Origin of the sequence: Rathayibacter sp. RFBD1 (genome assembly GCF_002932915.1) — a bacterium.
Taxonomy (GTDB): domain Bacteria; phylum Actinomycetota; class Actinomycetes; order Actinomycetales; family Microbacteriaceae; genus Rathayibacter.
The window spans coordinates 119595-143053 of the sequence record NZ_PSWQ01000009.1 but is presented as its reverse complement, the minus strand read 5'-3'; the positions used below and the strand labels follow the sequence as shown (position 1 = coordinate 143053).

Genomic DNA, 23459 nt, shown 5'->3' with positions numbered 1-23459 from the left:
AGCCTGGCACCCGACCCGTCGAGACCGCATCCGCCGGGCGACGGGTCCTCCGTCGTCCGATCGATCGACCGGCCGGACACGCCCGAGAGCCCACGTCGCGCCCCGAAGCGGACCGCTCCTCCGCCACATCGGGCGTCAGACCACCCCCGCCGCCGTCCCCGACACGATCAGGTCGGCGCGGTCGCGAGTGGCCTCGATCAGCAGCGCGTTCCGCCCGTCGACCTCGGAGGCCCAGGCGGAGGCCGCCTCGGGGGCGCGGCCGAAGGAGACGTGGCGGTCGACCAGGCGCTCGAAGCGCTCGGTCTCGGGAGTCGCGCAGAACCAGGCCTCGTCGAACTCGGCGCGCAGCAGCGCCCACGGGCCCTCGTCGACGAGGAGGTAGTTGCCCTCCAGCACGACGAGCGACGCGGAGGGGTGCACGGCCAGCGCGCCGGCCACTCCCTCGTCGACGGTGCGCTCGAAGGTGGGCGCGTAGACGACGTGGTCGGTCTCGGCGCGCAGCCTCCGCACCAGGGCGAGGAAGCCCCAGCCGTCGAACGTGTCGAGGGCGCCCTTGCGGTCGTGGCGGCCGAGCTCGTCGAGCGTGGCGTTGGCGAGGTGGAAGCCGTCCATCGGCACGAAGGCGGCGGTCCCCTCCCCCGCGAGCTCGTTCGCGCGGGCGACCACCGCCCGGGCGAGCGTGGTCTTGCCGGCCCCGGGGCTGCCGGCGATCGCGACGATCGCGCGGCGGCCCGGCGAGGTCAGCGCGAGCGCGCGCCCGGCCAGCTCGTCGAGGCCGGGCCGCACCGCGTCGGGCGCGACCTCGGTCTCAGGCCTCGCCACGGCTGCTCTCCAGCGCGTTCACCAGGAAGCCGTGGGCGTGGCGAGCGAGCGCGGGGCCGTCGTTCCAGAGGTTCCGCCACACGGCCAAGTCGTTCGAGAGGGTCGGCGAGACCACGGCCGACGAGAACGACTCGAAGGTGATGGGTCCGCGGTAGTCGATCGCGGCGAGGGCGTGGAAGAACGTCGTGAAGTCGAGGTGGCCGCTGCCGAGGTAGCCGCGGTGGTTCTCGCCGATGTGGACATACCCGAGACGATCCCCGACCAGCAGCACCGGGCGGAAGAAGTCGTCCTCCTCGATGTTCATGTGGTACGTGTCCAGGTGGATCAGGACGTTGTCGGCGCCGATGTCGTCGGCGAGGCGCAGGGCGTCCGCGGCGGTGTTGATGACGTTGGTCTCGTAGCGGTTGCAGATCTCGAGGCCGAGGGTCATGCCCTTCGTCGAGGCCTCGGCGGCGAGGTCGGTCAGCACCGAGACGACGTTCGCGCGGCCCGCGGCCGAGAGGGGCGCGCTGTACTTCCCGAGCGCGCTGTAGAGGGCGCCGGTGAAGTGGGTGCCGCCGAGCGCGTGGGTGGTCTCGAGGGAGTCGGCGAGCAGCTTCGCGCCGCGGGCCACCACCTCCGGGTCGTCGCTGGAGACGTCGGCCGAGAAGGCGAGGCCGCGCGAGCAGACGATGCCGAGGTCGTTCGCCTCGAGGGCGGCGCGGGCGGAGGCGGTGTCGAGGTTCTGCACGTCGTGCAGCGAGAGCTCCAGCAGGTCGAATCCGGCCGCCTTGGTCTGCTCGATCGTCGCGGTCACTTCGTCGGGGGTGGTGCCGCCGGCGAAGACGAGGGCGTGCACTCCGAGAGGGTTCGTGGTCATGGTGGTGCTCCTTGGTTCGAGAGGTTCAGGGGCGGCGTCGGGCCGCGGGGTCGGTGTCGAGCAGGTCCGCGAGGAACGCGTGGCCGGAGGTCGCGAGGGCGACGGGGTCGTGCCAGAGCTCGCGCCAGAGACCCATGCCCTCGGCCGAGGCCGGGGGCTGGACGGCGGGCGAGAAGCTCTCGAGGGTGAGCGGACCGCGGTAGCCGGAGTCGGCGAGCGCCGCCGCGAGCCCGGTCCAGTCGGTGCTCCCGGTGCCCAGCTCTCCGCGGTGGTTCTCGGAGGCGTGGAGGTAGCCGAGCAGGTCGCCGGCGTCGCGGACGGCGCTCGCGAGGTCGACCTCCTCGAGGTGGGCGTGGAAGGTGTCGAGGTGCAGGAGCACGTTCGGCGCGTCGAGCTCGCGGAGGAACGCGGCGGTCTGGGCGGCCGTGTTCAGCAGGTTGCTCTCGTAGCGGTTCACGTACTCCGCTCCGACGACGACGTCGGCGGGAGCGGCGGCCGCGGCGACCCTCCGCAGCACGTCGAGCGAGCGCGAGCGGGCAGCCGCGTCGGCCGCGTGCTCGTACTTGCGCATGGCCGAGTAGGTGACTCCGCCGACGTACCGCGCGCCGATCGCCTCGGCGAACCGCACGGCCGCCAGGAGCCGCTCCTCGCCGCGGCCGGCCGTGGCCTGGTCGGTGATGTCGGAGTCGGCGTCCAGCGCGAGCGAGACGACCGCGTCGATCCCGTGCTCGTCGAGCAGGTCGGAGGTCCACGCGGAGGCGTCGGGGTCGTCGGGCGCCGGGATCTCGATCAGGTCGAAGCCGATCGAGGCGGCGGCGCCGATCGCGCGGCGCCCCGACTCCGGCGTCCAGTCGCCGACGAGCAGGCCCGCGTGGACCCCGATCGGCGACGAGCGCTCCGTGCTCCCGCGGTGCAGGAACTCGGGGTGCATCAGGCGGCCTTCGCGCCCGTGATCAGCGAGACGAGCTCGTCGCCGCTGGTCTCGGCGGTGCGGCGGCCGGCGACGGCGAGGCCCGCGCGCATCACCCACACCTGGTCGCTCAGGCGCATCACCTGGTCGAAGTTGTGGCTGATCAGCAGCACGGCCACTCCGGCGTCGCGCAGCTTGAGGATGATCTTCTCGACGCGCGCCGTCTCCTGAACGCCGAGCGCCGCGGTCGGCTCGTCCATGATCACGATCTTGCTGCCCCAGCCCGCGGCCCGGGCGATCGCGACCGCCTGGCGCTGGCCGCCCGAGAGGCGGCGGACCTTGCTGGTGACCGGCGGGACGTTCACGGCGAGGTCGCCGAGCAGCTCCTGGGCCGTCTTCTTCATCTGCGTCCGGTCCAGGAACCGCACCCCGGGCACGCCCTTGGTGAGCTCGCGGCCGAGGAAGAAGTTCTGCCACACGGTCAGGTCCTCGACCAGGGCGAGGGTCTGGTGCACCGTCTCGATGCCGCCGTCCCGCGCGCCGAGCGGAGTGGTGAAGTGCACCACGTCGCCGTCGAGGGTGATGGTGCCGGAGTCGGCGGGGTGCACCCCGGAGAGGCAGCGGACGAGGGTGGACTTGCCCGCGCCGTTGTCGCCGATCAGGGCGGTGATCTCGCCGCGGCGCATCGACATCGACGCTCCCTTGAGAGCGTGGACGCCGCCGAAGGACTTCTTGATGTCCCGCGCTTCGAGCAGGATGTCGCTGGTCATGGCTGGGCTCACTTCTTCTGGTAGCGGGTGATGAGGGCGGCGAGCACGACCACCAGGCCGACGGCGAGGGGCTGGTAGAACTGCGAGACGCCGAGCAGGGTCAGGCCGTTGGTCAGCGCGGTCAGGAGGAACGCTCCGATGATCGGGCCGACGATCTTGGCCTTGCCGCCGGTGAGGCTCACTCCGCCGAGCACGACGGCCGCGATGGAGTTGAGCAGGTACTGCGTGTTGATGGCCGGCTCCGCGGCGCCGACGCGGGCGACGAGGAGGAGCGAGCCGACTCCGGCGAGGACGGCGGCGATGATGTACACCGCGATGCGCACGCGTCCGGCCTTGATGCCGTTGGCGACCGCGCTCTCCTCGTTGCCGCCGACCGCCTGCACGTGCAGGCCGAAGCGGGTTCGGAACATGACGACCCAGGCGACGACTCCGATGACCGCGGCCAGGATGATCGGGTAGCCGATGATCCCGATAGAGCCGGTGGTGAGGCGGAGCAGCTCGGGGCTGCCGACCGTGATCGGCTTGCCGTCGGAGACGATCAGCGCGAGGCCGGTCGCCACCGAGAGCGTGCCCAGTGTCGCGATGAAGTCGGTGACCTTGCCCTTCGCGATCAGGAAGCCGTTGATCACTCCGATCAGCCCCGCGAAGAGCAGGGCCGCGAGCGCCGAGAGCCAGAAGCCCCAGCCGGCGCTCCAGCCGATGCCGAAGCCGACCGCTCCGACGGTCATCGTCGCCGAGATCGAGAGGTCGATGCCGCCGGTGGTGATGACGAAGGACTGGCCGATCGAGAGGATGACCAGGATCGCGGCGGCGACGAGCATCGCCTTGATGTTGCCGAGGCTGAGGAACGTCGGCGTCGCGATCGAGAACACGATCACCAGGGCGACGAGCCCGATCGGTGCGGCGTTCTCGGCCCAGAAGCTGAGCTGACGGAGGTTCGCCAGCAGCGGGGAGGCGCTGGCCGGGGGTCGGGCGGTGACTGAGGTCATGGTCGCTTCCTGGGTTGCCATGGGCGGGAGGTCCTACTTGCTGGGGACGAGCGCGGCGAGCGGGTTGTCGAACTCCTCGAACGGCTGGGGGAAGGCGCCGAGGGCCTGCTCCGCGGTCTCGGAGGTCACGAGTGCGGTGGGCGACTCGATCTCGGCGGGGATCTCCTCGCCGGCGCCGACGGCCTCGCACGCCTGCACGCCGAGCTGGCCGATCGCGTAGGGGTACTGGGCGACGGTGGCGGTGAGGCCGCCGTCCTTCACCGACTGCAGCGCGTCCTCGTTGCCGTCGACGCTGACCACCTGGACGGAGCCGGTGAGGCCCGCGTTCTCGACGGCCTTGACGATGCCGAGGCCCATGTCGTCGTTCGCGGCGAAGAACGCCTTCACGTCGGGGTTGGCGGCGAGGATGTCGGTCGCCTTGGTCAGCGCGACCTCGCGCTTCCAGTCGGCCGCGGCCTCCTGGACGACGGTGAGGTCGGAGCCGATCGCGGCGGTGAAGCCGTCGACGCGGGCGGCGCTGGTGACGTCTCCCGAGACTCCGCCGATGACGGCGACCTCGGAGCCGGCGGGCAGCTGCTGCAGGAGGAAGTCGCCGGCCTTGCCGCCGGCGGCCTCGTTGTCGGTGCCGATGTAGGTGGTCACGTCGAGGTTCGCGGCCTCGACCGCGTCGGGGTCGAGCGGGCTGTCGATGTTGACGATCGTCTTGCCGGTGGCGGAGGCGAGGGCCTGCACCAGGTTCGTGCCGCTGATCGGGTTGACGATGAGGCAGCCGAAGTCCTGGCCGGCGACGGTGGTGAGCTTGTCGGCCTGGCCGGTGGTGTCGCCGATGTCGGCGGCGGCCTGCACCGAGACGTCCACGGAGTCGTCCTTCGCGGTGTCCTCGATGCCGTTCTCCATCGCCTGGAAGAAGGGGTTGTCGAGGCCCTTGATGACCGCGGCGACCTTGGTCGATCCGGAGCCGCCGGCGGCCGTGTCGCCACCCGAGGCGCAGCCGGTGAGGAGGAGTGCGAGGGCGCCGACCGGTGCGAGAACCGGGAGGAGGCGGCGTGCTGTGCGGTTCATCGTCATCCTTGAGGATCAGTGGCACCACTGCGTGCCGGTGTGTGAAAACTACCCGGGCTTTCGCGTTACCGCAATACGAAAGTCGGGGAACTTCAGGTTTTCCGTCGGCAGGCATGTACGCTGACCGTGACAAGAGGGGGAGCGATGACGGGGTACTCCACCGGCGAGGCCGGTTCGCACGTGGCCGACGTCCTCGCGCTGTTCCGCGAGCAGGGCGAGGTCTCGCGCAACGCCGTGATGGAGCAGACGGGGCTCTCCCGCTCCACCGTCAACCAGCGCCTCGCGACCCTCGTGGAGCTCGGCCTGATCGCCCCCACCACCGGCGGCGAGTCGACCGGCGGGCGCCCCTCGAGCATGTTCGCGATGAACCTGGTCGGCACGGTGTTCCTCACCGCCGACATCGGGGCGAGCGGATTCGTCGCCGCCGCCTGCGACCTGCGCGGCACCCCCCTCCGGCACGAGAGCGGCGTCGTCGACGTCTGGGAGGGGCCGGACGCCGTGCTCTCGCTCGTGATCGCCGCGTTCGAGCGGCTGCAGCAGGGCGACGCGGTCGCCGGCATCGGCGTCGGAGTCCCGGGGCCGGTCGAGTTCGCCGCCGGGCGCGTGCGCAACCCGCCGATCATGACCGGCTGGGACGACTTCGACATCGCCGGCTACTTCGCCGAGCCGTACGAGGGCGTGCAGGTCGTCATCGAGAACGACGCGAACGCCCGCGCCCTCGCCGAGTCGCGCCACCACGGCTCCGACAACCTGATCAGCCTGAAGCTCGGCACCGGCATCGGCTCGGGCCTCGTCTTCAACGGAGCGACGATCCGCGGAGCCGTCGGCGCGGCCGGCGACATCGGCCACACCCGCGCGGTCACGGGCACGGTCGACGCGGATCCGCTGCCCTGCCGCTGCGGCAACGCCGGCTGCGTGGAGGCGTACGCGAGCGGCTGGGCCCTCGTCCGCGACCTCTCGGCCGACGACCCCTCGATCAAGCACGTCGCCGACGTCACGGCCCGCGTGCTCCGCGGCGACATGCGCGCCACCCAGGCGGTGCGCCAGGCCGGCCGCGTCCTCGGCGAGGCGGTCGCCGACCTCGTCAACATCCTCAACCCGCGGACCATCGTGATCTCGGGCCAGCTCGGCGACTGCGGCGAGGTGCTGATGTCGGGCCTGCGCGAGCGCGTCTACCTGCGCACCCACCCGCTCGCCACGCGGCACCTGACCATCCACACGTCGGACCTGGGCGAGCTGGCCGGCGTGATCGGCCTCGCCCTGACGACCGCCGACCAGGTCTTCAGCCGCGAGCGCTTCGACCGCGAGGCGAGCGCCGAGAGCCCCCGCGCGGCGGCCGCCGCGAGCTGAGCGGGAGCGCCCTGCCGCGCCCGGCAGCGGCGGGACCGGCGTGAGCGACCCCCTCCGCCCCGCGCACTGTTACGCCCGGCGACGAAGGGTTACGCCGGGCGACGCGGGCCGGGACGGGCGGGCCCGCGGTGCTCCATCATCGTGTCCGGGACGACGCGGAGAGGCCGCGGCCGCCCGACCCGTCCGAAGGAACGCGATGATCCGGCTCGAGCAGCTCAGCAAGTCGTACGGTCCGGCGACCGTGCTCGACCGCCTCGACTTCTCGGTCGCGACCGGCGAGATCTTCGCCGTCGTCGGCCCGAGCGGTGCGGGCAAGAGCACGCTCGCCGCCTGCGTGAACCTCCTGGAGCGGCCCACCTCGGGCACGGTCGTCGTCAACGGGGAGGCGCTCTCGCAGCTCTCGGAGGAGCGGCTGCGCGTCGCCCGCCGTCGCATCGGCACCGTCTTCCAGTCCGACGGACTCTTCAGCCGCCGCACGGCAGAGCAGAACGTGGCCCTGCCGCTGGAGTACCTCGGCGTCACCGCCGCCGAGACGAAGCGCCGCGTCGCGGAGCTGCTCGAGCGCGTCGGCCTCTCGGACCGCGCCCGCTACTACCCGCACCAGCTCTCCGGCGGTCAGCGCCAGCGCGTCGGCATCGCCCGCGCGCTCGCCCTCCGCCCCTCGGTGCTGCTCTCGGACGAGGCCACCTCGGGCCTCGACCCCGCCTCGACCACCGCGATCACCACGCTCCTGAAGGAGCTGCGCGACGACCTGGGCCTCTCGATCCTCTTCATCACCCACGAGATGGAGACGGTGCGCCAGGTGGCCGACTCCGTCGCCCGCCTCGACCACGGCCGCATCGTGGAGTCGGGGCGCCTCGTCGACCTGTTGCGCGACCCCGCGTCCCCGCTCGGCCTCGCCCTCAACCCGGTGCGCCCCTCCGTCGCGCCCGGCCCGGGTCTGGGCGAATGGGTGGTGGGCTACTCCCGCTCCGGAGTGCCGACCGACTGGGTCACCCGGCTCGCGGAGGCGGTCGGCCCCGTCTCGCTGCTCGGCGCGGCGATCGAGACGGTGGACGGGCAGGCGGTCGGCCACGCGACGATCGGGCTCGGCCCGGTCGACGAGGCGCGGCTCACCCGTGCGGCGGCCGAGCTCGGCCTGTCGGTCCGGCCCGCCGGCGTGCGCGTCCTCGCCGAGGAGGTGGCGGCGTGATCCTCCACCTCGACAACAAGGTCCCGCTCGAGCAGATCCCCGCGCTGGTGCTGCCGGCGCTCGGCGAGACGCTGATCATGGTCGGCATCGTCATGGCGATCGTGGTGCTGGTCGGCGTGCCGCTGGGCGCTCTCGTGCACAACCTCGCTCCGGGCGGCCTGGCCGAGAACCGGGCCGCCCACCAGGTGCTCAGCGCCGTGATCAGCGTCGGCCGCTCGCTGCCGTTCCTCATCCTGATGGCGTCGATCATGCCGTTCACGCGCCTGATCACCGGCACCAACATCGGGATCGTGGCGGCCGTCGTGCCGATGTCGATCGCGGGGATCGCCTTCTTCACCCGCATCGTCGAGAACGCGCTGCGCAGCGTGCCGCTCTCGCTCACCCGCGTCGCCCGCGCCTCCGGAGCGTCGCGGCTGCAGGTGGTGCGGACCGCCCAGCTGAGCGAGGCGGTTCCGCAGATCATCGGCGGCCTGACGATCAACACGATCGCGATGATCGAGTACTCGGCGATCGCCGGCACGATCGGCGCCGGGGGCATCGGCTACGTCGCGGTGACCTACGGCTACCAGCGCTTCGACACCACCGTCATGCTCGCCACCATCGTGATCCTGGTCGCCACTGTCGCGACCGTGCAGCTCACCGGCGACGCCCTCGTCCGCGCGACCACGCCCGGCGCCTCCCGCTCGCGGCGAGCGCCCCGGGTCGCGGCCGCCGTCTAGAACCACCACTCCTCCTCCTGCGCCCTCGGGCGTCCCTCCCGCGCGCCCGCGCGCCCCCTCTTCGAAAGGCACCGCCATGTCCACTCCCGACGACCTCGGATTCGATCTCACGAAGAAGCGCCGCTGGCCCTGGATCGCCGGAGCGGCCGTCGTCGTGGTCGGCGTCGCCTCCGCGATCGCCGTCCCGCTCCTCTCCCCCGCCGTCTCGGCCAACGAGCAGGAGGGCGCGACGCTCTACGTCGCGACCGCCGAGGGCAACGCCTCCGAGCAGGCCCTGGTCGACTTCGTCGCGGAGGAGGTGGCGCCGCGCTACGGCATCACCGTCGCCTTCAAGGGGCTCTCGGACAGCAACACCATCAACCGCGCGGTGAGCGAGGGCGAGGTCGCGGCCACGGTGTACCAGCACAAGCTCTGGCTGGGACAGGTGCTCGAGGCCAACCCCGACTTCGAGGAGGAGGCGGCCACCCCCGTCTTCCGCTGGGGCTTCGGGCTCTGGAGCGACAAGTACTCCGACGTCTCCCAGATCCCCGACGGCGGCACGGTCTCGCTCTACTCCGACCCCGCCAACGAGGCGCAGGGCCTCTGGCTGCTGCAGAACGCCGGCCTGATCACGCTGAAGCCGGGCACGGAGCCGGGCACCGCGACCCAGGACGACATCGCCGAGAACCCGAAGAACCTGCAGTTCACGCTGCTCGACTTCGCCGCCCAGTCGCGCGCGCTGCCGGACCTCGACGCGGCCGTCGGCTACACCGAGTACTACCTCGCCGCCGGCATCCCGATCGAGCAGCAGATCTTCGCCCCGCAGGCCCCCGACGACTTCGCCGGGCAGCTCACCATCGGCTCGAAGTACCGCGACACCGAGAACGTGAAGAAGCTCGTCCAGGCCTTCCAGGACCCGGCCGTGCAGGAGTTCCTCGCCACGAACGAGACGGTGAAGGGGATCCTGCTGCCGATCGACGGCTGAGCAGGGCCGGAGCGACGGGGTCGCCTGAGGAGTCGCGCGCGGCTTCTCGGGCGACTCGGCGTCTGCGGACGTAGCGTGGGCTCATGAACACGTTCACTCTCCACAACGGTGTCGAGATCCCCGCCCTCGGACTCGGCGTCTTCCAGACTCCGCCCGACGAGACCCGCGCCGCCGTCGCCGCCGCGCTCGACGCGGGGTACCGGCACATCGACACGGCGGCGGCCTACGGCAACGAGCGCGAGGTGGGCGAGGCGATCGCCGGCCGCGACGACGTCTTCCTCGAGACGAAGGTGTGGATCAGCGACTACGGCTACGACGAGACGCTGCACGCCTTCGACAAGAGCGCGGGCAAGCTCGGCGTCGAGCGGATCGACCTGCTGATCCTGCACCAGGCCCTGCCCGAGGCCTTCGACCGCACCCTCGACGCCTACCGGGCGCTCGAGCGGCTGCTCGCCGACGGGAGGGTGCGGGCGATCGGCGTGAGCAACTTCATGGTCGAGCACCTCACCCGCCTGCTCGCCGAGACCGACGTCGTCCCCGCGGTGAACCAGCTCGAGGTGCACCCGTACTTCCAGCAGCGGCGGGTCGAGCGCTTCGGCTGCGAGAACGACATCCTCACCCAGGCCTGGTCGCCGATCGGCGGCATCACCGCCTACCGCGACTCCCCGCGCCGCAGCTTCGACGACCCGGTGCTCCTCGAGCTCGGCGCCAAGTACGGGAAGACGGCCGCGCAGGTGATGCTGCGCTGGCACCTGCAGGAGGGCCGCCAGGTCATCCCCAAGTCGACCCGCCCCGAGCGCATCGCCGAGAACATCGACGTGTTCGACTTCGCGCTCTCCGGCTCGGAGCTCGCCCGCATCGACGCCCTCGAGGCCGGCGTGCGCGGCGGACCGGAGCCCGAGGCCGTGACGCTGGAGGCGTACGGCCGCGACATCCCCGAGGCGTGAGGAAGGCGCCCGCGACGGGAACACCGGAGCCGTCGCGGGCGTTGCCCTCACCATGAGCGTTCCCCTCTCCATCCTCGACCTCGCCCCCATCGCCCCCGGTGAGACCGCTCGCGACAGCTTCGCCGCCTCCGTCGCCCTGGCCCAGGAGGCCGAGCGGAACGGCTACCGCCGCGTCTGGTACGCCGAGCACCACAACATGGCGAGCATCGCCTCCAGCGCGACCTCGGTGCTCATCGCGCACGTCGCCTCGCAGACCTCCACGATCCGCCTCGGCTCCGGCGGCGTCATGCTGCCGAACCACTCCCCGCTCACCATCGCCGAGCAGTTCGGTACCCTCGAGACGCTGCACCCGGGCCGGATCGACCTCGGACTCGGCCGCGCCCCCGGCAGCGACCAGGCGACCTTCCGCGCGCTCCGCCGCGACCCCGACTCCTCCGAGCGCTTCCCGCAGGACGTGCTGGAGCTGCAGGCGTTCCTCGCCGGCGAGTCCCGCATCCCCGGAGTGAGCGCGACGCCGGGCGCCGGCACCCGCGTCCCCCTCTACATCCTCGGCTCCTCGCTCTTCGGCGCGCAGCTCGCGGCCGCTCTGGGCCTGCCGTACGCGTTCGCCTCGCACTTCGCTCCGGACGCGCTGCACCAGGCCGTCGCGGAGTACCGCCGCGGCTTCCGCCCCTCCGAGCAGCTCGACGCGCCCTACGTGATCGCCGGGATGAACGCCATCGCCTCCGACACCGAGGAGGACGCGCAGGAGCAGTTCGCGCAGATGAAGCGCGCCCGCCTGATGATGCTGCTGCGCCAGAGCGGGCAGATCCCCGTCGGCCAGACATTCGACGACGAGGAGCTCGACGCCCTGCTCAGCGCGCCGATCGGCGCCCACGTCGCGAGCATGACCACCTACACCGGTGTCGGCACCGGCGACCAGGTGGCCGACTACACCGCCGACTTCGCCCGCTCCGCCGACGCCGACGAGGTCATCGTCGCCCACGCGTCGCTGCAGACGGAGGCGCGCCTGCGCTCGGTCGCGCTCCTCGCGCAGTCGAACGCGCGCGTCGCCGCCTGACGGGCGGGCGGTCGAGTCCGTCGGCGCCGCCGCACGGGCCCCGCGCGCGACCGGGGCCGCGCATCGGCGGGCGTGCGGCGCGAATCGGCGGACTCCTGTGAAAGTGAGCCTCTAACGGGGGCCACCTCACAGGGGGCGACTCCAGGAGGAGCGCGTCCGCGGTGCCAGGCTGAGCCCTGTGTCGACGATGACGGGCAAGCGGCGTGAGCCCGGGGACAGCCCTGCGCGGTCGGCGGCCCTGCTGCTGCGGGTCTGCACGGGCGACCGGACCGCCTTCCGGCAGCTCTACTCGCTCACCGCGGGCCGGGTCGTCTCCGTCGCGGACGCCGTGCTCGACGACCGCGCCGCCGCCGAGGAGGTCGCGCAGGAGGTCTACCTCGAGCTCTGGCGCACCGCGCGCTCGCTCGACCCGGGCCGTCCCGTGCTCGCCTTCCTGGCCCAGGTCGCGCACCGCCGTGCCGTGGACCGCGCCCGGGCGGACCGGTCGGCGCGGCGCCGGGAGCTGCAGTACACGGTCCTCGACCGGCCGCGCGATCACGAGTGGGAGCGCTCGGACGTCCGGCTGGCCCTGGCGCCCGCGGCCGGCGCGATCCGGCAGCTCGCCGCCATCCACCACGACGTCCTCTACCTCGCCTACGTCCGCGGGTACAGCCACTCCGAGATCGCGGAGGAGCTGTCGATCCCGCTCGGCACCGTCAAGACCCGGCTGCGCGACACCCTCATCCGCCTGCACACCCACCTGCAGTCCGCCGGCCCGGCGGATCCGGACGGCGGACCGGGACGGCGCATCCGGCACTGACCGGTGGCGCGAACGCCTCTACGCGACCGGGGTCGCACGCTTCCGGACCGTGTCCGGCCCGCTCAGCCCGCCTGCGTCGCGCCCGAGACCGCGAGCCCGACGATCACCGTGAGCACCGTCGTCCACAGCGCGATCGCGACGCCCTGCCAGAGCAGGATCCGCCCGCGGCCGACTCCGGCGCCCGCCAGCATCACCGCGGTGAAGTGCGTCGGGAGCAGCAGCGGCCCCAGCAGGCTCACGCCCGGGACGCCGTAACGGGTGAAGGCCCGCTGGAACTTCTCGCGCCGCGGAGTCGTCCGCTTCGCCTCCGAGCGGCCCGTGATCGCCGAGCGGACGCCGGTGCCCAGCAGCACGAGCAGCGCCACGCAGACGAAGTTGCCGATTGCCCCCGCAAGCCCGGCGACGACCGGGTGGATGCCGCCGATGATCCCGATGCTCGCCGCTCCCTCGCCCTCGATGAAGGGGACGGCCCCGGCCGCGGCGACGACGAGGGGCTGCACGAGCTCGGGAACGCGGCCGATCAGGTCCTGGAATCCGAGGATCGCGTCGCTGATGATCGTCATGGTCGTGCCTTCCGGTACGTGGCCCCGGCTCTCGGGACTCCTCCATCCGACCGTGTCCGCGAGTGCCGCGGCAGTGCCGCCGGGTCACCGCGTCCCGGGAGGATCGACGGCCCGAGGGGTGACAAGTGTCATGGTCGTAGCCTGGGCCGCATGGTGAACTCGACCGAGCCGGATCCGCCCGTGCGCGCGGGCCGCGGCGTCGCCGTGACCTGGTGGTACACCCTCGCGTCAGCCGCCTCCTTCGTGGTGATCGTCCTGGCCGTCTGGTCCGTGGCGGTGCTGAGCGCCGAGGCCGAGGAGTGGCGGAAGGCCGCCTACTTCCTGGGCGCGGCCGCCTGGGTCGCGGTGTTCTCGCCGACCGCGCTCGCGTACCGGCGCGCCGACCGCGAGGGCCCGGTGCGCCTCCGGGCCGCGCCGACCCTGGTCTTCTGCCTCGGAGTGGCGGCCGCGGCGCTCACCGGCACGGCCGCCGGGAGCCTCGCGCTCGGGCTCTCGCTCGCCGCGACCCTGGTCGCCGTGCTGCCCTGGCAGAGCGGGGTGCGGCTCCGGGTGATGGTGCTCTGCACGATCGTCCTCGCGGTCGCGGCGGTGCTCGAGCAGACGCGCGCGGCGCCGGACGCGTCGGCCGCGCTCTCGACCCTCCTGCTGTTCGCGACGCTGCTGCCCCTGACGGTCGTCAGCGCGCTGTGGTGGTGGGACATCGTCCGCGAGCTCGACCGGGCGCGCGCCGCCGAGGGCCGGCTCGCCGCCGCCCAGGAGCGCCTGCTGCTCGCCGGCGACGTGCACGACCTCCAGGGGCACCACCTCCAGGTGATCGCGCTGCAGCTCGAGCTCGCCGAGCGCCTCCTCGGCAGCGACCCGGAGGCCGCTCTCGAGCAGCTGCGCGCCGCCCAGCGCTCGGTCGACGGCGCCCGCACCGGCACCCGCGAGCTCGCGACGCGCTTCCGCAGCGTCCCGCTCGTCGACGAGCTGGCCAACGCCGCCGACCTGCTCCGCTCGGCCGGGCTCCGCGTCGAGCTCGAGGTCGACCCGGCGGCGGCTCACGCGCCGGCCGAGACGCTCGGGCCGGTGGTCCGCGAGACGACGACGAACATCCTCAAGCACGGCGGCGGCTCCAGCGCGCGGCTGCGGCTCGCGCGGGAGCAGGACGAGTGGCGGTTCGAGGCGGTGAACGACCTGGCACCGGACGCGGAGGAGGCGGACGGGACCGGCTCGGGCGTCCTCGGCATGGCGGAGCGGGTCGAGCGCGCGGGCGGGACGCTGCGCGCCGGGGCGGTCCGCCTCTCCTTCGAGCTGGACGCGCGCCTGCCGGTGGGGAGCGACTCGTGATCCGGGTGCTGATCGCCGACGACGAGGACATGATCCGCACGGCTCTGGCCGCGCTCCTCCGCCTCGAGGAGGACCTCGAGATCGTGGGCGAGTGCCGCGACGGCGAGCAGGCGGTCGCGGAGGCGCTGCGCCTGCAGCCCGACGTGTGCCTGTTCGACGTCGAGATGCCCGGGCTCGACGGGATCGAGGCGGCGGAGCGGCTGCGCCGGGTCTCGGCGACGCGGGTCGTGGTCGTCACCCGGCACGCGCGGCCGGGGGTCCTGCGGCGAGCGCTCGGAGCGGGCGTCAGCGGCTTCCTGCCGAAGTCGCGCCGGGTCGAGGACGTCGCCGAGGTGATCCGCCAGGTCGCGAGCGGACGTCGCTACGTCGATCCGGAGATCGCCGCCGACGCCCTGGCGAGCACGCGCAGCCCGCTGACCGACCGCGAGCTCGACGTGCTCAGCGCCGGCTCCCGCGGCGAGACGATCGGCGAGATCGGCGCGGCGCTGCACCTCTCCTCCGGCACCGTCCGCAACCACGTCTCGTCGATCCTCCGCAAGCTCGACGTCGACACCCGCCAGCGCGCGGTCATCGAGGCCCGCGAGCGCGGCTGGATCTGAGCGAGGCGCCGCAACGGCAGCCACTCCGCAGGAGTCGTCGCACTCGCGCTCGAGTGCGACGACTTCTGCGTTCTCGCGAGCGGTGCCCGTCAGGCCGTCGGCGTCCAGATCCGCATCGTCGACGGCCCGCGGTTCGCCCAGCGGTGGTACGGCCGGAACTCCGCCTCGAAGCGCCGCCCCTCCTCCACCGGCACGGAGCCGTAGGGCCAACCGGGAGCCGCCTCGCGCGCCACGAGGGACACGCGCGCTCCCTCCGCCGTCACGACGGGCGGCACCGAGGCGTCGACCGCGATGTGCTCGGTGTCCAGGCCCTCGGGCAGGTCGAGCGACTCGATCGCGAGCACGAACGGCCCGCGCTCGAGGGCGACCTGGCCGCGCACCGCGTCGATCCGGGGGTGCGGGGCGACGAAGCGGGCCGTCATCGGCAGCGAGAGCCGCACGGTGTCGCCGGCGGAGAACGCCCGGCGGACGGTGACGGTCGGCGTCGAGACCGGCTCGCCGTCGAGCAGCGCCGAGCCCCGCGCGAACGGCGGCACCCGCAGCGTCAGCGCGAACTCCGCGTCCTCGAGGATCCGCACGACGATCTCGCCGTCGGCCGGGTACTCCGTCTCGACGCGCAGCGCGACGCCTCCGGTGCGCACCTCGTACGCGCCGTACTGGTGGAGCTGCACCCCGTCGTCGGTGGCGGTCGCGAAGCCGAGCTCCACGCTCGCCAGGGTGCGGGCGGTGTTGGTCGGGCAGCACGAGACCCAGAACCAGGGCGCGCGGAGGCTGGACTGCGCGCGGTCGGTCTCGCGCGACTCGTCCGGTGCCACTCCGTCGACGCGCTGCTGCAGCGTGTTCGTGTAGAAGAAGGCGCGGCCGTCCTCGCGGGTGGCGGGGAGCACCGCGTTCAGCAGCGTCCGCTCCATCAGGTCCGCGTAGCGGTGCTCGTTCGAGCCGAGCAGGAGCCGCCAGCTGAGCATCGTGGAGCCGATCGCCGCGCAGGTCTCGGCGTAGGCGCGATCCGGCGGCAGCTCGTAGTCGGCGCCGAAAGCCTCGTCCTGGTGGTGCGAGCCCATCCCGCCCGTGACGTAGGTGCGCCGCTCGACGGTCGCCTCCCACTGGCGGCGGACCGCCTCCTCCAGCTCGGCGTCGCCGGTCTCGACCGCGACATCGAGAGCCCCGGAGGCGAGGTAGAGGGCCCGCACCGCGTGGCCGCGCAGCACCTCCGCGTCGCGCACGGGCACGTCGTCCTGGAAGTACTCGGCGCCGAACGCGATCGGCTTCAGCGTCCCCGTCCCGCGGCGCTCCACGAAGAGGCGGGCCAGCTCGAGGTAGCGCTCCTCCCCCGTCGCCCGCGCCAGCTCGGCGAGCGCCGGCTCGATCTCGGGGTGGCCGCACACGGCGACCCTCCCCTCGGGCCCGAACTCGCGGTGCACGTGGTCGGCCAGCCGTCGGGCGACCTGCGGCAGGAGGTCGTCGTGCCCGGTGCGGAGCCGCGCCACGGCGGCCTGGATCAGGTGCCCGAAGCTGTACAGCTCGTGGCCCCACTCCAGGTCGGAGTAGCGCGCGCGCTGGCCGGGCCGGCCGAAGCTCGTGTGCAGGTACCCGTCCGGGTCCTGGGCGGAGGCGACCCGCGCGACGAGGTCGTCGTACCGCTCCTGCAGCCCGGCGTCGTCGCTCCGGCCGAGCTCCCAGGCCATGGCCTCGAGGAGCTTGTAGACCTCGGAGTCCACGAACTCGATACCCGCGTGCGCGTCGCCGCTCTCGGCTGACGAGATCGAGCCGTCGGCCGCGCGGTCGAAGTTGCCGGCCCAGCCGACGCGCTCGATCCACGAGCGGCAGTGCTCGATGACGGCGGAGGAGTTGAGGTCCTGGTAGTGCTTCCAGAAGCCGCCGGTGAGGCGGATCTCGTCCTGGCGCAGCGGCCGGAGCACGCTCCGCGAGGGGGCGACCGGGCCGCCGAGGGCGGTGGCGGTGGGGGCGGTGAGGGTCACGGTGTCTCCTTGGAGGGACGGGTCAGTCCTTGACGGCGCCGGCGGTGACTCCCGCCGAGACGTACCGCTGCGCGACGACGAGGAGGACGGCGGCCGGGAGCGAGGCGACCACGGCGGTCGCCATGATCGAGTTCCACTCCTGGTTGTTGTTGCCGATGTACTTGTAGATGCCGAGGGTGATCGGCTGGAGCTTCCCGCCGCTGTCGAGCGTCGAGGCGAAGATGAAGTCCGACCAGGCCCAGAGGAACGCGAACAGCGAGACGGTGACGACGGAGTTGCGGCTGATCGGCATGATCACCGAGGTGAAGGTGCGCCAGGCGCTCGCTCCGTCCATCCGGGCGGCCTGGGTGAGCTCGTCGGGGATCCCCGACATGAAGGCCGTGAAGATCAGCACGCCGAACGGCACCGCGATGGTGGAGTCGGCCACGATCAGGCCCGGGATCGAGTTGAGCAGCCCCAGGTTGAGGTAGATGGCGTAGAAGCCCATCGCCATGATGATCGCCGGGATCATCTGCGCGATCAGCAGCACGAACGAGAGGGCCTGCCCCCCGCGGGGCCGCAGCTTCGCCAGCGAGTACGCGGCGGGAGCGGCGATCGCCACGGTCAGCAGCACCGTGCCGAGGCCGACGACGAGGCTCGTGCCCAGGTAGGGCAGCTGCTCGCTCAGCACCGCCTGGTAGCCGGTGAACGTGGGAGAGAACGGGAACCAGTCCGGCGGATCCTTCCGCATCGAGCCGGTCGGAGTGAGGGAGACGTTGATCATCCAGTAGACGGGGAACAGCATGACCGCCGTGAGGGCGATCCCGACCACCGTCAGGTACCAGGGGCGGCGCGCGGTCACGAGTCGGCCTGCTTCCGCTGGACGCGGATGTACACGAGGCCGAAGACGAGGGCCAGGATGATCAGCAGGTTGCCGACGGCCGCGGCCGGTCCGAAGTCGGGCAGCATCGAGCCGAAGCCGAGCTGGTACGTCCAGGTGGCGAGCGTGGTCGAGGAGTCGGCGGGGCCGCCCTTCGTCATGATCCAGATGATGTCGAACACCTTCAGCGTGTAGACGAGGCCGAGCAGGATCGTGATCGCCGACACCGGCCGCAGCAGCGGCAGCGTGATCCGCCAGAACTGCTGGGCGCCGGTCGCGCCGTCGAGCGAGGCCGCCTCGTAGAGGTCCTGCGAGATGTTCTGCAGGCCGGAGTAGAGGATCACCAGGTTGAACGGGATGCCGATCCAGATGTTCGCGATCAGGACCGCGATCAGCGAGGTGGTCGGCGAGGTGAGCCAGTTGATCTGGCCGATCCCGAACGACTCCAGGAACGCGTTCACGATGCCGGAGTCGCTGTTGAGCATCCACGACCAGGTCGACGCCGAGACGATCAGCGGCAGGAGCCACGGCACCAGGAACAGCGCCCGGAGCGTGCTCGCCAGGGGGAAGCGGCGGTAGAAGAACACGGCGAGCGCCAGCCCCAGCGTGAACTGGAAGAGGAGCGAGACGCCGGTGAACACCGCCGTGTGCAGCAGCGCCGGGCCGAAGGTCGCGTCCTGGAACACCTGGACGTAGTTGTCGAACCAGACGAAGGGCGCGTTCCCCTGCACGAACGAGCGGACCGTGTAGTCCTTCAGGCTCAGCTCGAGGTTGCGGTAGAGCGGGAACGCGTAGAAGACGAGCAGGTAGGCGACGAGCGGGGCGAGGAACGCCCACGCGACCAGGCGGCCGCCCTCGGGGCGCCGGCGGCGCCGACGGCTCTCGGCGGCCGGGGCGGGCCGGGCCGGCGGCTCGGTGCCGCGCCGCAGGAGGCGGGCGGTCTCGGTGGCAGTGGTCATGGTCTCTCCCGTCCCCCCGGCCGGTGCGCGGAGCACCGGCCGGAGGGACCTCGTTCGGGGAGCGGGAGCCCCCGGTCGTCCTACTTCGTGGCGGATTCGGCGGCCGACTGGGCGGCCTTCAGGGCGTCCTCGGGAGACTGCGAGCCGCTGAGCACGGTCTGCACCGCGCCCCACAGCTGCTCCGAGATCTTCGGGTACTTCGTGCCGAGGTCGTCCGAGGTGCGGCCCTTCGCGGCCTGCACGGCGGTGACCCACGGCTCGAGGTCGGCGTTGCCGGCGACCTGCTCCTGCTGCGCCTCGGCCGTCGGCGCGATGTACGAGAGCGTGTTGTCGGTCGTGACCAGGCTCTCCGTCGAGGTCAGGCACTCGGCGATCTGCTTCGAGGTCTCGTAGCGCGCCGTGTCCGACTGCACCGGGAGGGTGAGGAACTCGCCTCCGGTCGGTGCGGGGGCCGCTCCGCCGTCCTTCGACGGGATGGTCAGGACGCCGTAGTCGATCCCCGAGGCCTTCGCGTTCGCCAGCTGCCAGGTGCCGTTCTCGCCGAACGCGTACTCGCCGGTCTCGAACTCCTGCCAGCTCGTGGTCTGCGTGTTGCCGATCACGGAGTTGGGCGCGTAGCCCTTCTGCAGCCAGTCGCTCCAGAGCGAGACGGCGTCGACCGCGGCGGGCGAGTCGAGGTCGGTCAGCTCGGCGCCGGAGCCCCAGAACCACGGCAGGAACTGGAAGGTCCCCTCCTCCGTGCCGATGCCGGAGAACGTGATGCCCTTGCCGCCGGAGGCGGTGACCTTCTCGAGCGCGTCGGTCAGCCCGGCCCAGTCGGTGATGGAGGCGGCGTCCACGCCGGCCTTCTCGAGCACGGCCTTGTTGTAGTACAGCGCGAGCGTGTTGGCGCCGATCGGCACGCCGAAGGTGTCGCTGCCGGTCTGGCCGGCCGCGAGGATGTTCGCGTCGATCCCCTCGGTGGAGAGCCCGGACTCGGCGGTCGTGGTCAGGATGCCCGACTCCGCGAGCGTCGAGACCACGGGGTTGTCGACGAGCAGGAGGTCGGGCGAGTTGCCCTGCTGACCGGCGAGCAGCGCCTTGTTGGTCAGGTCGGTGGTGTCGTAGCCGGTGCGCTCGACGGTGACGCCGGCCTCGGTCCCGCAGGAGTCGATGAGCTTCGCCCAGTCGGACGACTCGTCGAACTGGGGGTACGGGTCCCAGAACGTGTAGCTGCCTCCCGCGGCGGAGCCGGAGTCGCCCCCGGTGCCGCTCGCGCAGCCGGTCAGTGCGGCGGCGGCCGTCCCCAGCAGGACGGCGGCGGCGAGGCCCCGAGCGTGCTTCCTCGTCTTCACGGATGATCCCTTCGTCGTTGACGGATTCCTCGGCAGTCGTCCCGATCGTCTACGCCGGGCCGAAACTACTTTCTGTCGGGTAAACCTAGGCAGGGGCGGTCAGCGCGTCAAGAGATGCGACCTTTTCGGTCTTTTCGGTTTTTCGCCGGAGTCGTGCGAGGATCGACGCGGCGGCCCGCCGGGCCCGGAACGGAGGCGCGGTGCCACCACGCAAGCCCACCGGCACCATCACGCTCACCGACGTGGCGGCCGCCGCCGGCGTCTCGATCGCCACCGCCTCCAAGGCGCTCAACGGCCGCGACCAGGTGCGCGCCGAGACCCGCCAGCGCGTGCTGGACGCCGCCGAGGCCCTCTCCTTCACCCCGAACCCGTTCGCGCAGGCCCTCAACTCCCGGCGCACGGGCACCATCGGGATGCTCACCAACGATCTCGACAACCGCTTCGTGCTCCCCGTGCTGCTCGGCGCCGAGGACGCGTTCGGCGCAGGATCGACCTCGGTGCTCCTCTGCGACGCCCGCGGCGACTCGATCCGCGAGCAGCACCACATCAAGAACCTGCTCGCCAAGCGCGTCGACGGGATCGTGGTGCTCGGCCGGACGACGAACCCGCGCCCCTCGATCACCCGCACCATCCCGGTGCCGGTCGTCTACGCCTACGCGCCCTCGGAGGATCCGCGCGACTCCTCCTTCACGCCCGACAACGTGCAGGCCGGCGTCCTCGCCGCCCGCCACCTGATCGAGCGCGGACGGACGAGGATCGCCCTCGTCAACGGCGAGCCGAGCTACACCGCCGCGCACGACCGCGCCCGGGGCGTCGAGCAGGCGCTGACGGAGACGGGGCTGCCGCTGGTCGGCGGCGGCGTCCTCTTCGGGCAGTGGTCCGAGAGCTGGGGCCGCCAGTGCGCAGAGACGCTGCTGCGCGCGCATCCGGACCTCGACGCGATCATCTGCGCGAGCGACCAGATCGCCCGCGGCACCCTCGACCACCTGCGCGAGACCGGCCGGCGGGTGCCGCAGGACGTGGCCGTCGTCGGCTTCGACAACTGGGACCTCCTCGTCGAGGCCGCCCGCCCGCCGCTCTCGAGCATCGACATGATGCTCGACACGCTCGGCCGCGCCGCCGCGGAGGAGCTCTCGAACGCGATCCACGGACGTCCGACCGCGGGCGTGCAGGCCATGCCCGTCCGCCTCGTGCCGCGGGAGTCCTCCGGCTGACGCCCCTGCCCTCCGCGAGAACGCGGACGTCGTCGAACTCGAGCTCCGGAACGACGACTCCTGCGTTCCCGCGACCTGCCGACCCGAGCTCGCGGGATCGGATGTTGACGCCGCGCTCTCGGGTGTGTACTTTCCAGTTATACGAATAACCGAGACCACGAGGAGGTGGGTCATGGCCGGACGGACGGCGACGATGAGGCAGGTCGCGGAGCGCGCCGGCGTCTCCCAGGCCACCGTGTCCCTCGTGCTCAACAACGCTCCCGGCAACCGCGTCACCGAGGCCACCCGAGCCCGTGTGATGGAGGCGGTCGAGGATCTCGGCTATCGCACCAACGCGTTCGCGAAGTCGCTCCGCAGCGGGCAGTCGGGGATGATCGGCTTCGTCTCGGACGAGGTCGCCAGCTCCCCCTTCGCCGGCCGCCTGCTGAAGGGCGCGCAGATGCGGGCCTGGGAGAGCGGGCACATCATCCTCAGCGTCGACACCTTCGGCGAGCGCGCCCTCGAGGAGTCGGCGATCGACATGATGCTGTCGTACCGCGTGCTCGGCGTCATCTACGCCTCGATGTACCACCGCGTCGTCGAGGTGCCGGAGGCGCTGGGCGACGTGCCCACCGTGGTCGTGAACGCGCAGTCCGCCGGCGGGCGCTTCTCGAGCGTCTTCCCGGACGAGGAGGAGGGCGGGTACACCGCCACCCGCCAGCTGACCGGCGCCGGCCACCGCCGCATCGCCTACATCGACATCCAGCCCGCCGACAGCGACCTCCCCGCGGGTGTCGGACGGCGGGCGGGCTACCGCCGCGCCCTCGAGGAGGCGGGCCTCACCGTGGACCCCCGCCTCGTCCGGCACGGCTCCGGCGGCACCGTCGAGGACGGCCTCGCGCTCACCGCGGAGCTCCTCGACGAGGCCGATCCCCCCACCGCGATCTTCTGCGGCAACGACCGCACCGCCTGGGGCGCCTACCGGGCTCTCGAGGCGCGCGGCCTCCGCGTGCCCGAGGACTGCTCCATCGTCGGCTTCGACGACCAGGAGACCCTCGCCTCCTACCTCGACCCCGGCCTCACGACCGTCGCGCTCCCCCACGAGCGCATGGCCCGCGACGCCGTCTCCCTCCTCCTCGCGGAACCGCGCGAGGAGCCCCGACCCCATCCCATCCATTGCTCACCGGTCCTCCGCGGATCGGTGACGAGTGCAGAGGTGCGCGCATGACGACGATGAAGTCCGCCCCCGGGATCCCCCGGCCACGGCGCCTCCTGAGCCCGAGGCAGCGCCTCGGCTCCGCTGCGAGGCGCGCCCTGCGCTCCTGGCAGTTATACGTACTACTGACTCCGGCGCTCGTCTTCGTGGCGCTGTTCAAGTACTGGCCGATGTACGGCGCCCAGATCGCCTTCCGCGACTACAACCCGTCGCTCGGCTTCTCGGGCAGCCCGTGGGTGGGCCTGGACAACTTCACCCGCTTCGTCTCGTCGTTCCAGTTCGGGCGCCTGATCGAGAACACCCTGACGGTGAACGCCCTGGGTCTGCTCATCGCCTTCCCGGTGCCGATCGTGCTCGCACTGATCGTCAACCAGCTGCAGAGCGAGCGGTTCAAGAAGTTCACGCAGACGGTGCTCTACTCGCCGTCCTTCATCTCGGTCGTCGTGGTCGTGGGCATGATCCACCTGCTCTTCTCGCCGCGGTCCGGGATCGTGAACAGCGCGATCGTCGCCCTCGGGGGAGAGCCGGTGTTCTTCATGGGCTCGCCGGACTGGTTCCGGCCCCTCTACATCGGCTCCGACATCTGGCAGAACGCCGGATTCTCGATGATCGTCTACCTCGCCGCCCTCACCGCGATCGACCCGGCTCTGCACGAGGCCGCCCGCGTCGACGGAGCGAGCAAGTGGCAGCGGATCCGCCACATCGACATCCCGGGCATCCTGCCGGTGATCACGATCCTGTTCATCCTGGCGATCGGCAATCTCTTCAACCTCGGATTCGAGAAGGTCCTGCTCATGCAGACCGACCTCAACCTCCCGACCTCCGAGGTGATCCAGACCTACGTCTACAAGGCGGGGCTGCAGCAGGCGCAGTTCAGCTACTCGGCCGCCATCGGCCTCTTCAACTCCCTGATCAACCTCGTCCTGCTGGCGACCTTCAACCAGGTCGCCCGCCGTGCGGGCCAATCGAGCCTCTGGTGACGACG

At 72.1% G+C, this 23459-nt stretch carries 23 protein-coding genes; 12 read left to right on the top strand and 11 right to left on the bottom strand.

Annotated features, from left to right (window positions below; translation table 11 throughout):
• Positions 1-135: 135 nt before the first annotated feature.
• From C5D50_RS04235 to C5D50_RS04210, 6 genes are read right to left on the bottom strand one after another with little or no spacing between them, the layout of a single operon-like run.
• A complete protein-coding gene (locus C5D50_RS04235; RefSeq protein WP_208543338.1) occupies positions 136-822 on the bottom strand; it encodes a nucleoside/nucleotide kinase family protein in 687 nt (228 codons plus the stop codon).
• Complete coding sequence (locus C5D50_RS04230) at positions 809-1681, bottom strand: sugar phosphate isomerase/epimerase (protein ID WP_104225811.1); 873 nt, start codon at positions 1679-1681, stop codon at positions 809-811. The genes C5D50_RS04235 and C5D50_RS04230 overlap by 14 nt, the downstream gene beginning before the upstream one ends.
• A 25-nt stretch (positions 1682-1706) precedes the next feature.
• Entirely contained in the window at positions 1707-2612 is a 906-nt protein-coding gene (locus tag C5D50_RS04225; RefSeq protein ID WP_104282817.1) for a sugar phosphate isomerase/epimerase, read from the bottom strand.
• On the bottom strand, positions 2612-3361 hold the full coding sequence (locus C5D50_RS04220) for an ATP-binding cassette domain-containing protein (protein WP_104222715.1): 750 nt from the start codon (positions 3359-3361) through the stop codon (positions 2612-2614). Before C5D50_RS04220 ends, C5D50_RS04225 begins: the two co-directional genes overlap by 1 nt.
• A gap of 8 nt (positions 3362-3369) precedes the next feature.
• The gene (locus C5D50_RS04215) at positions 3370-4350 is read right to left on the bottom strand and encodes an ABC transporter permease (protein ID WP_104222714.1); all 981 of its coding nucleotides are present in this window, start codon (positions 4348-4350) and stop codon (positions 3370-3372) included.
• A gap of 33 nt (positions 4351-4383) precedes the next feature.
• On the bottom strand, positions 4384-5412 hold the full coding sequence (locus C5D50_RS04210) for a substrate-binding domain-containing protein (protein ID WP_104222713.1): 1029 nt from the start codon (positions 5410-5412) through the stop codon (positions 4384-4386).
• A 144-nt stretch (positions 5413-5556) separates the two neighbouring features.
• Between C5D50_RS04210 and C5D50_RS04205 the strand changes: the two genes are divergently transcribed.
• The 7 genes from C5D50_RS04205 (at position 5557) to C5D50_RS04175 (ending at position 12443) form a co-directional block, all read left to right on the top strand.
• A complete protein-coding gene (locus tag C5D50_RS04205) occupies positions 5557-6762 on the top strand; it encodes an ROK family transcriptional regulator (protein ID WP_104225808.1) in 1206 nt (401 codons plus the stop codon).
• A 196-nt stretch (positions 6763-6958) separates the two neighbouring features.
• Positions 6959-7954 carry a methionine ABC transporter ATP-binding protein gene (locus C5D50_RS04200; RefSeq protein ID WP_104222709.1) on the top strand — a complete coding sequence of 332 codons (996 nt, stop codon included), beginning with the start codon at positions 6959-6961 and terminating at the stop codon, positions 7952-7954.
• Positions 7951-8673: a methionine ABC transporter permease gene (locus C5D50_RS04195; protein WP_258069551.1), complete on the top strand. Its 723-nt coding sequence runs from the start codon at positions 7951-7953 to the stop codon at positions 8671-8673. Before C5D50_RS04200 ends, C5D50_RS04195 begins: the two co-directional genes overlap by 4 nt.
• 76 nt (positions 8674-8749) lie before the next feature.
• A complete protein-coding gene (locus C5D50_RS04190) occupies positions 8750-9637 on the top strand; it encodes a MetQ/NlpA family ABC transporter substrate-binding protein (RefSeq protein WP_104282816.1) in 888 nt (295 codons plus the stop codon).
• Positions 9638-9720: 83 nt separating this feature from the next.
• On the top strand, positions 9721-10584 hold the full coding sequence (locus C5D50_RS04185) for an aldo/keto reductase (protein WP_104222706.1): 864 nt from the start codon (positions 9721-9723) through the stop codon (positions 10582-10584).
• 52 nt (positions 10585-10636) lie between these two features.
• A complete protein-coding gene (locus tag C5D50_RS04180; RefSeq protein WP_104237741.1) occupies positions 10637-11644 on the top strand; it encodes an LLM class flavin-dependent oxidoreductase in 1008 nt (335 codons plus the stop codon).
• A gap of 187 nt (positions 11645-11831) precedes the next feature.
• Entirely contained in the window at positions 11832-12443 is a 612-nt protein-coding gene (locus tag C5D50_RS04175) for a sigma-70 family RNA polymerase sigma factor (protein ID WP_258069559.1), read from the top strand.
• A gap of 62 nt (positions 12444-12505) precedes the next feature.
• Here C5D50_RS04175 and C5D50_RS04170 read toward each other — a convergent pair whose 3' ends face one another.
• A complete protein-coding gene (locus tag C5D50_RS04170) occupies positions 12506-13006 on the bottom strand; it encodes a small multidrug efflux protein (protein WP_104225805.1) in 501 nt (166 codons plus the stop codon).
• Positions 13007-13156: 150 nt separating this feature from the next.
• On the opposite strand from C5D50_RS04170, the gene C5D50_RS04165 reads away from it, so the two are divergent.
• On the top strand, positions 13157-14335 hold the full coding sequence (locus tag C5D50_RS04165) for a sensor histidine kinase (RefSeq protein ID WP_104288932.1): 1179 nt from the start codon (positions 13157-13159) through the stop codon (positions 14333-14335).
• Positions 14332-14934 (top strand): response regulator transcription factor, encoded by a 603-nt coding sequence (locus C5D50_RS04160; protein WP_104222701.1) that lies wholly within the window; start codon positions 14332-14334, stop codon positions 14932-14934. Before C5D50_RS04165 ends, C5D50_RS04160 begins: the two co-directional genes overlap by 4 nt.
• Positions 14935-15023: 89 nt before the next feature.
• Here C5D50_RS04160 and C5D50_RS04155 read toward each other — a convergent pair whose 3' ends face one another.
• The 4 genes from C5D50_RS04155 to C5D50_RS04140 form a co-directional block, all read right to left on the bottom strand.
• A complete protein-coding gene (locus C5D50_RS04155) occupies positions 15024-16913 on the bottom strand; it encodes a glycoside hydrolase family 127 protein (RefSeq protein ID WP_104282813.1) in 1890 nt (629 codons plus the stop codon).
• Positions 16914-16935: 22 nt separating this feature from the next.
• Positions 16936-17754 (bottom strand): carbohydrate ABC transporter permease, encoded by an 819-nt coding sequence (locus C5D50_RS04150; protein WP_104222699.1) that lies wholly within the window; start codon positions 17752-17754, stop codon positions 16936-16938.
• Positions 17751-18731 carry a carbohydrate ABC transporter permease gene (locus tag C5D50_RS04145; RefSeq protein WP_104282812.1) on the bottom strand — a complete coding sequence of 327 codons (981 nt, stop codon included), beginning with the start codon at positions 18729-18731 and terminating at the stop codon, positions 17751-17753. The genes C5D50_RS04150 and C5D50_RS04145 overlap by 4 nt, the downstream gene beginning before the upstream one ends.
• Before the next feature lie 80 nt (positions 18732-18811).
• Entirely contained in the window at positions 18812-20065 is a 1254-nt protein-coding gene (locus C5D50_RS04140; RefSeq protein ID WP_104282811.1) for an extracellular solute-binding protein, read from the bottom strand.
• A gap of 200 nt (positions 20066-20265) precedes the next feature.
• Here C5D50_RS04140 and C5D50_RS04135 point away from each other — a divergent pair, with 200 nt between their 5' ends.
• From C5D50_RS04135 to C5D50_RS04125, 3 genes are all read left to right on the top strand, one after another.
• Positions 20266-21279 (top strand): LacI family DNA-binding transcriptional regulator, encoded by a 1014-nt coding sequence (locus tag C5D50_RS04135; protein ID WP_104282810.1) that lies wholly within the window; start codon positions 20266-20268, stop codon positions 21277-21279.
• A gap of 172 nt (positions 21280-21451) precedes the next feature.
• The gene (locus C5D50_RS04130; protein ID WP_104282809.1) at positions 21452-22486 is read left to right on the top strand and encodes a LacI family DNA-binding transcriptional regulator; all 1035 of its coding nucleotides are present in this window, start codon (positions 21452-21454) and stop codon (positions 22484-22486) included.
• A complete protein-coding gene (locus C5D50_RS04125) occupies positions 22483-23454 on the top strand; it encodes a sugar ABC transporter permease (RefSeq protein WP_244229528.1) in 972 nt (323 codons plus the stop codon). Before C5D50_RS04130 ends, C5D50_RS04125 begins: the two co-directional genes overlap by 4 nt.
• Positions 23455-23459 lie beyond the last annotated feature (5 nt).

Coding starts and splice junctions, on each gene's coding strand:
- C5D50_RS04125 (WP_244229528.1), top strand. CDS start 22,483: ATGACGACGATGAAGTCCGCCCCCGGGATCCCCCGGCCACGGCGCCTC.
- C5D50_RS04180 (WP_104237741.1), top strand. CDS start 10,637: ATGAGCGTTCCCCTCTCCATCCTCGACCTCGCCCCCATCGCCCCCGGT.
- C5D50_RS04165 (WP_104288932.1), top strand. CDS start 13,157: ATGGTGAACTCGACCGAGCCGGATCCGCCCGTGCGCGCGGGCCGCGGC.
- C5D50_RS04215 (WP_104222714.1), bottom strand. CDS start 4,350: ATGACCTCAGTCACCGCCCGACCCCCGGCCAGCGCCTCCCCGCTGCTG.
- C5D50_RS04130 (WP_104282809.1), top strand. CDS start 21,452: ATGGCCGGACGGACGGCGACGATGAGGCAGGTCGCGGAGCGCGCCGGC.
- C5D50_RS04175 (WP_258069559.1), top strand. CDS start 11,832: ATGACGGGCAAGCGGCGTGAGCCCGGGGACAGCCCTGCGCGGTCGGCG.
- C5D50_RS04220 (WP_104222715.1), bottom strand. CDS start 3,361: ATGACCAGCGACATCCTGCTCGAAGCGCGGGACATCAAGAAGTCCTTC.
- C5D50_RS04225 (WP_104282817.1), bottom strand. CDS start 2,612: ATGCACCCCGAGTTCCTGCACCGCGGGAGCACGGAGCGCTCGTCGCCG.
- C5D50_RS04190 (WP_104282816.1), top strand. CDS start 8,750: ATGTCCACTCCCGACGACCTCGGATTCGATCTCACGAAGAAGCGCCGC.
- C5D50_RS04205 (WP_104225808.1), top strand. CDS start 5,557: ATGACGGGGTACTCCACCGGCGAGGCCGGTTCGCACGTGGCCGACGTC.
- C5D50_RS04230 (WP_104225811.1), bottom strand. CDS start 1,681: ATGACCACGAACCCTCTCGGAGTGCACGCCCTCGTCTTCGCCGGCGGC.
- C5D50_RS04210 (WP_104222713.1), bottom strand. CDS start 5,412: ATGAACCGCACAGCACGCCGCCTCCTCCCGGTTCTCGCACCGGTCGGC.
- C5D50_RS04200 (WP_104222709.1), top strand. CDS start 6,959: ATGATCCGGCTCGAGCAGCTCAGCAAGTCGTACGGTCCGGCGACCGTG.
- C5D50_RS04170 (WP_104225805.1), bottom strand. CDS start 13,006: ATGACGATCATCAGCGACGCGATCCTCGGATTCCAGGACCTGATCGGC.
- C5D50_RS04185 (WP_104222706.1), top strand. CDS start 9,721: ATGAACACGTTCACTCTCCACAACGGTGTCGAGATCCCCGCCCTCGGA.
- C5D50_RS04145 (WP_104282812.1), bottom strand. CDS start 18,731: ATGACCACTGCCACCGAGACCGCCCGCCTCCTGCGGCGCGGCACCGAG.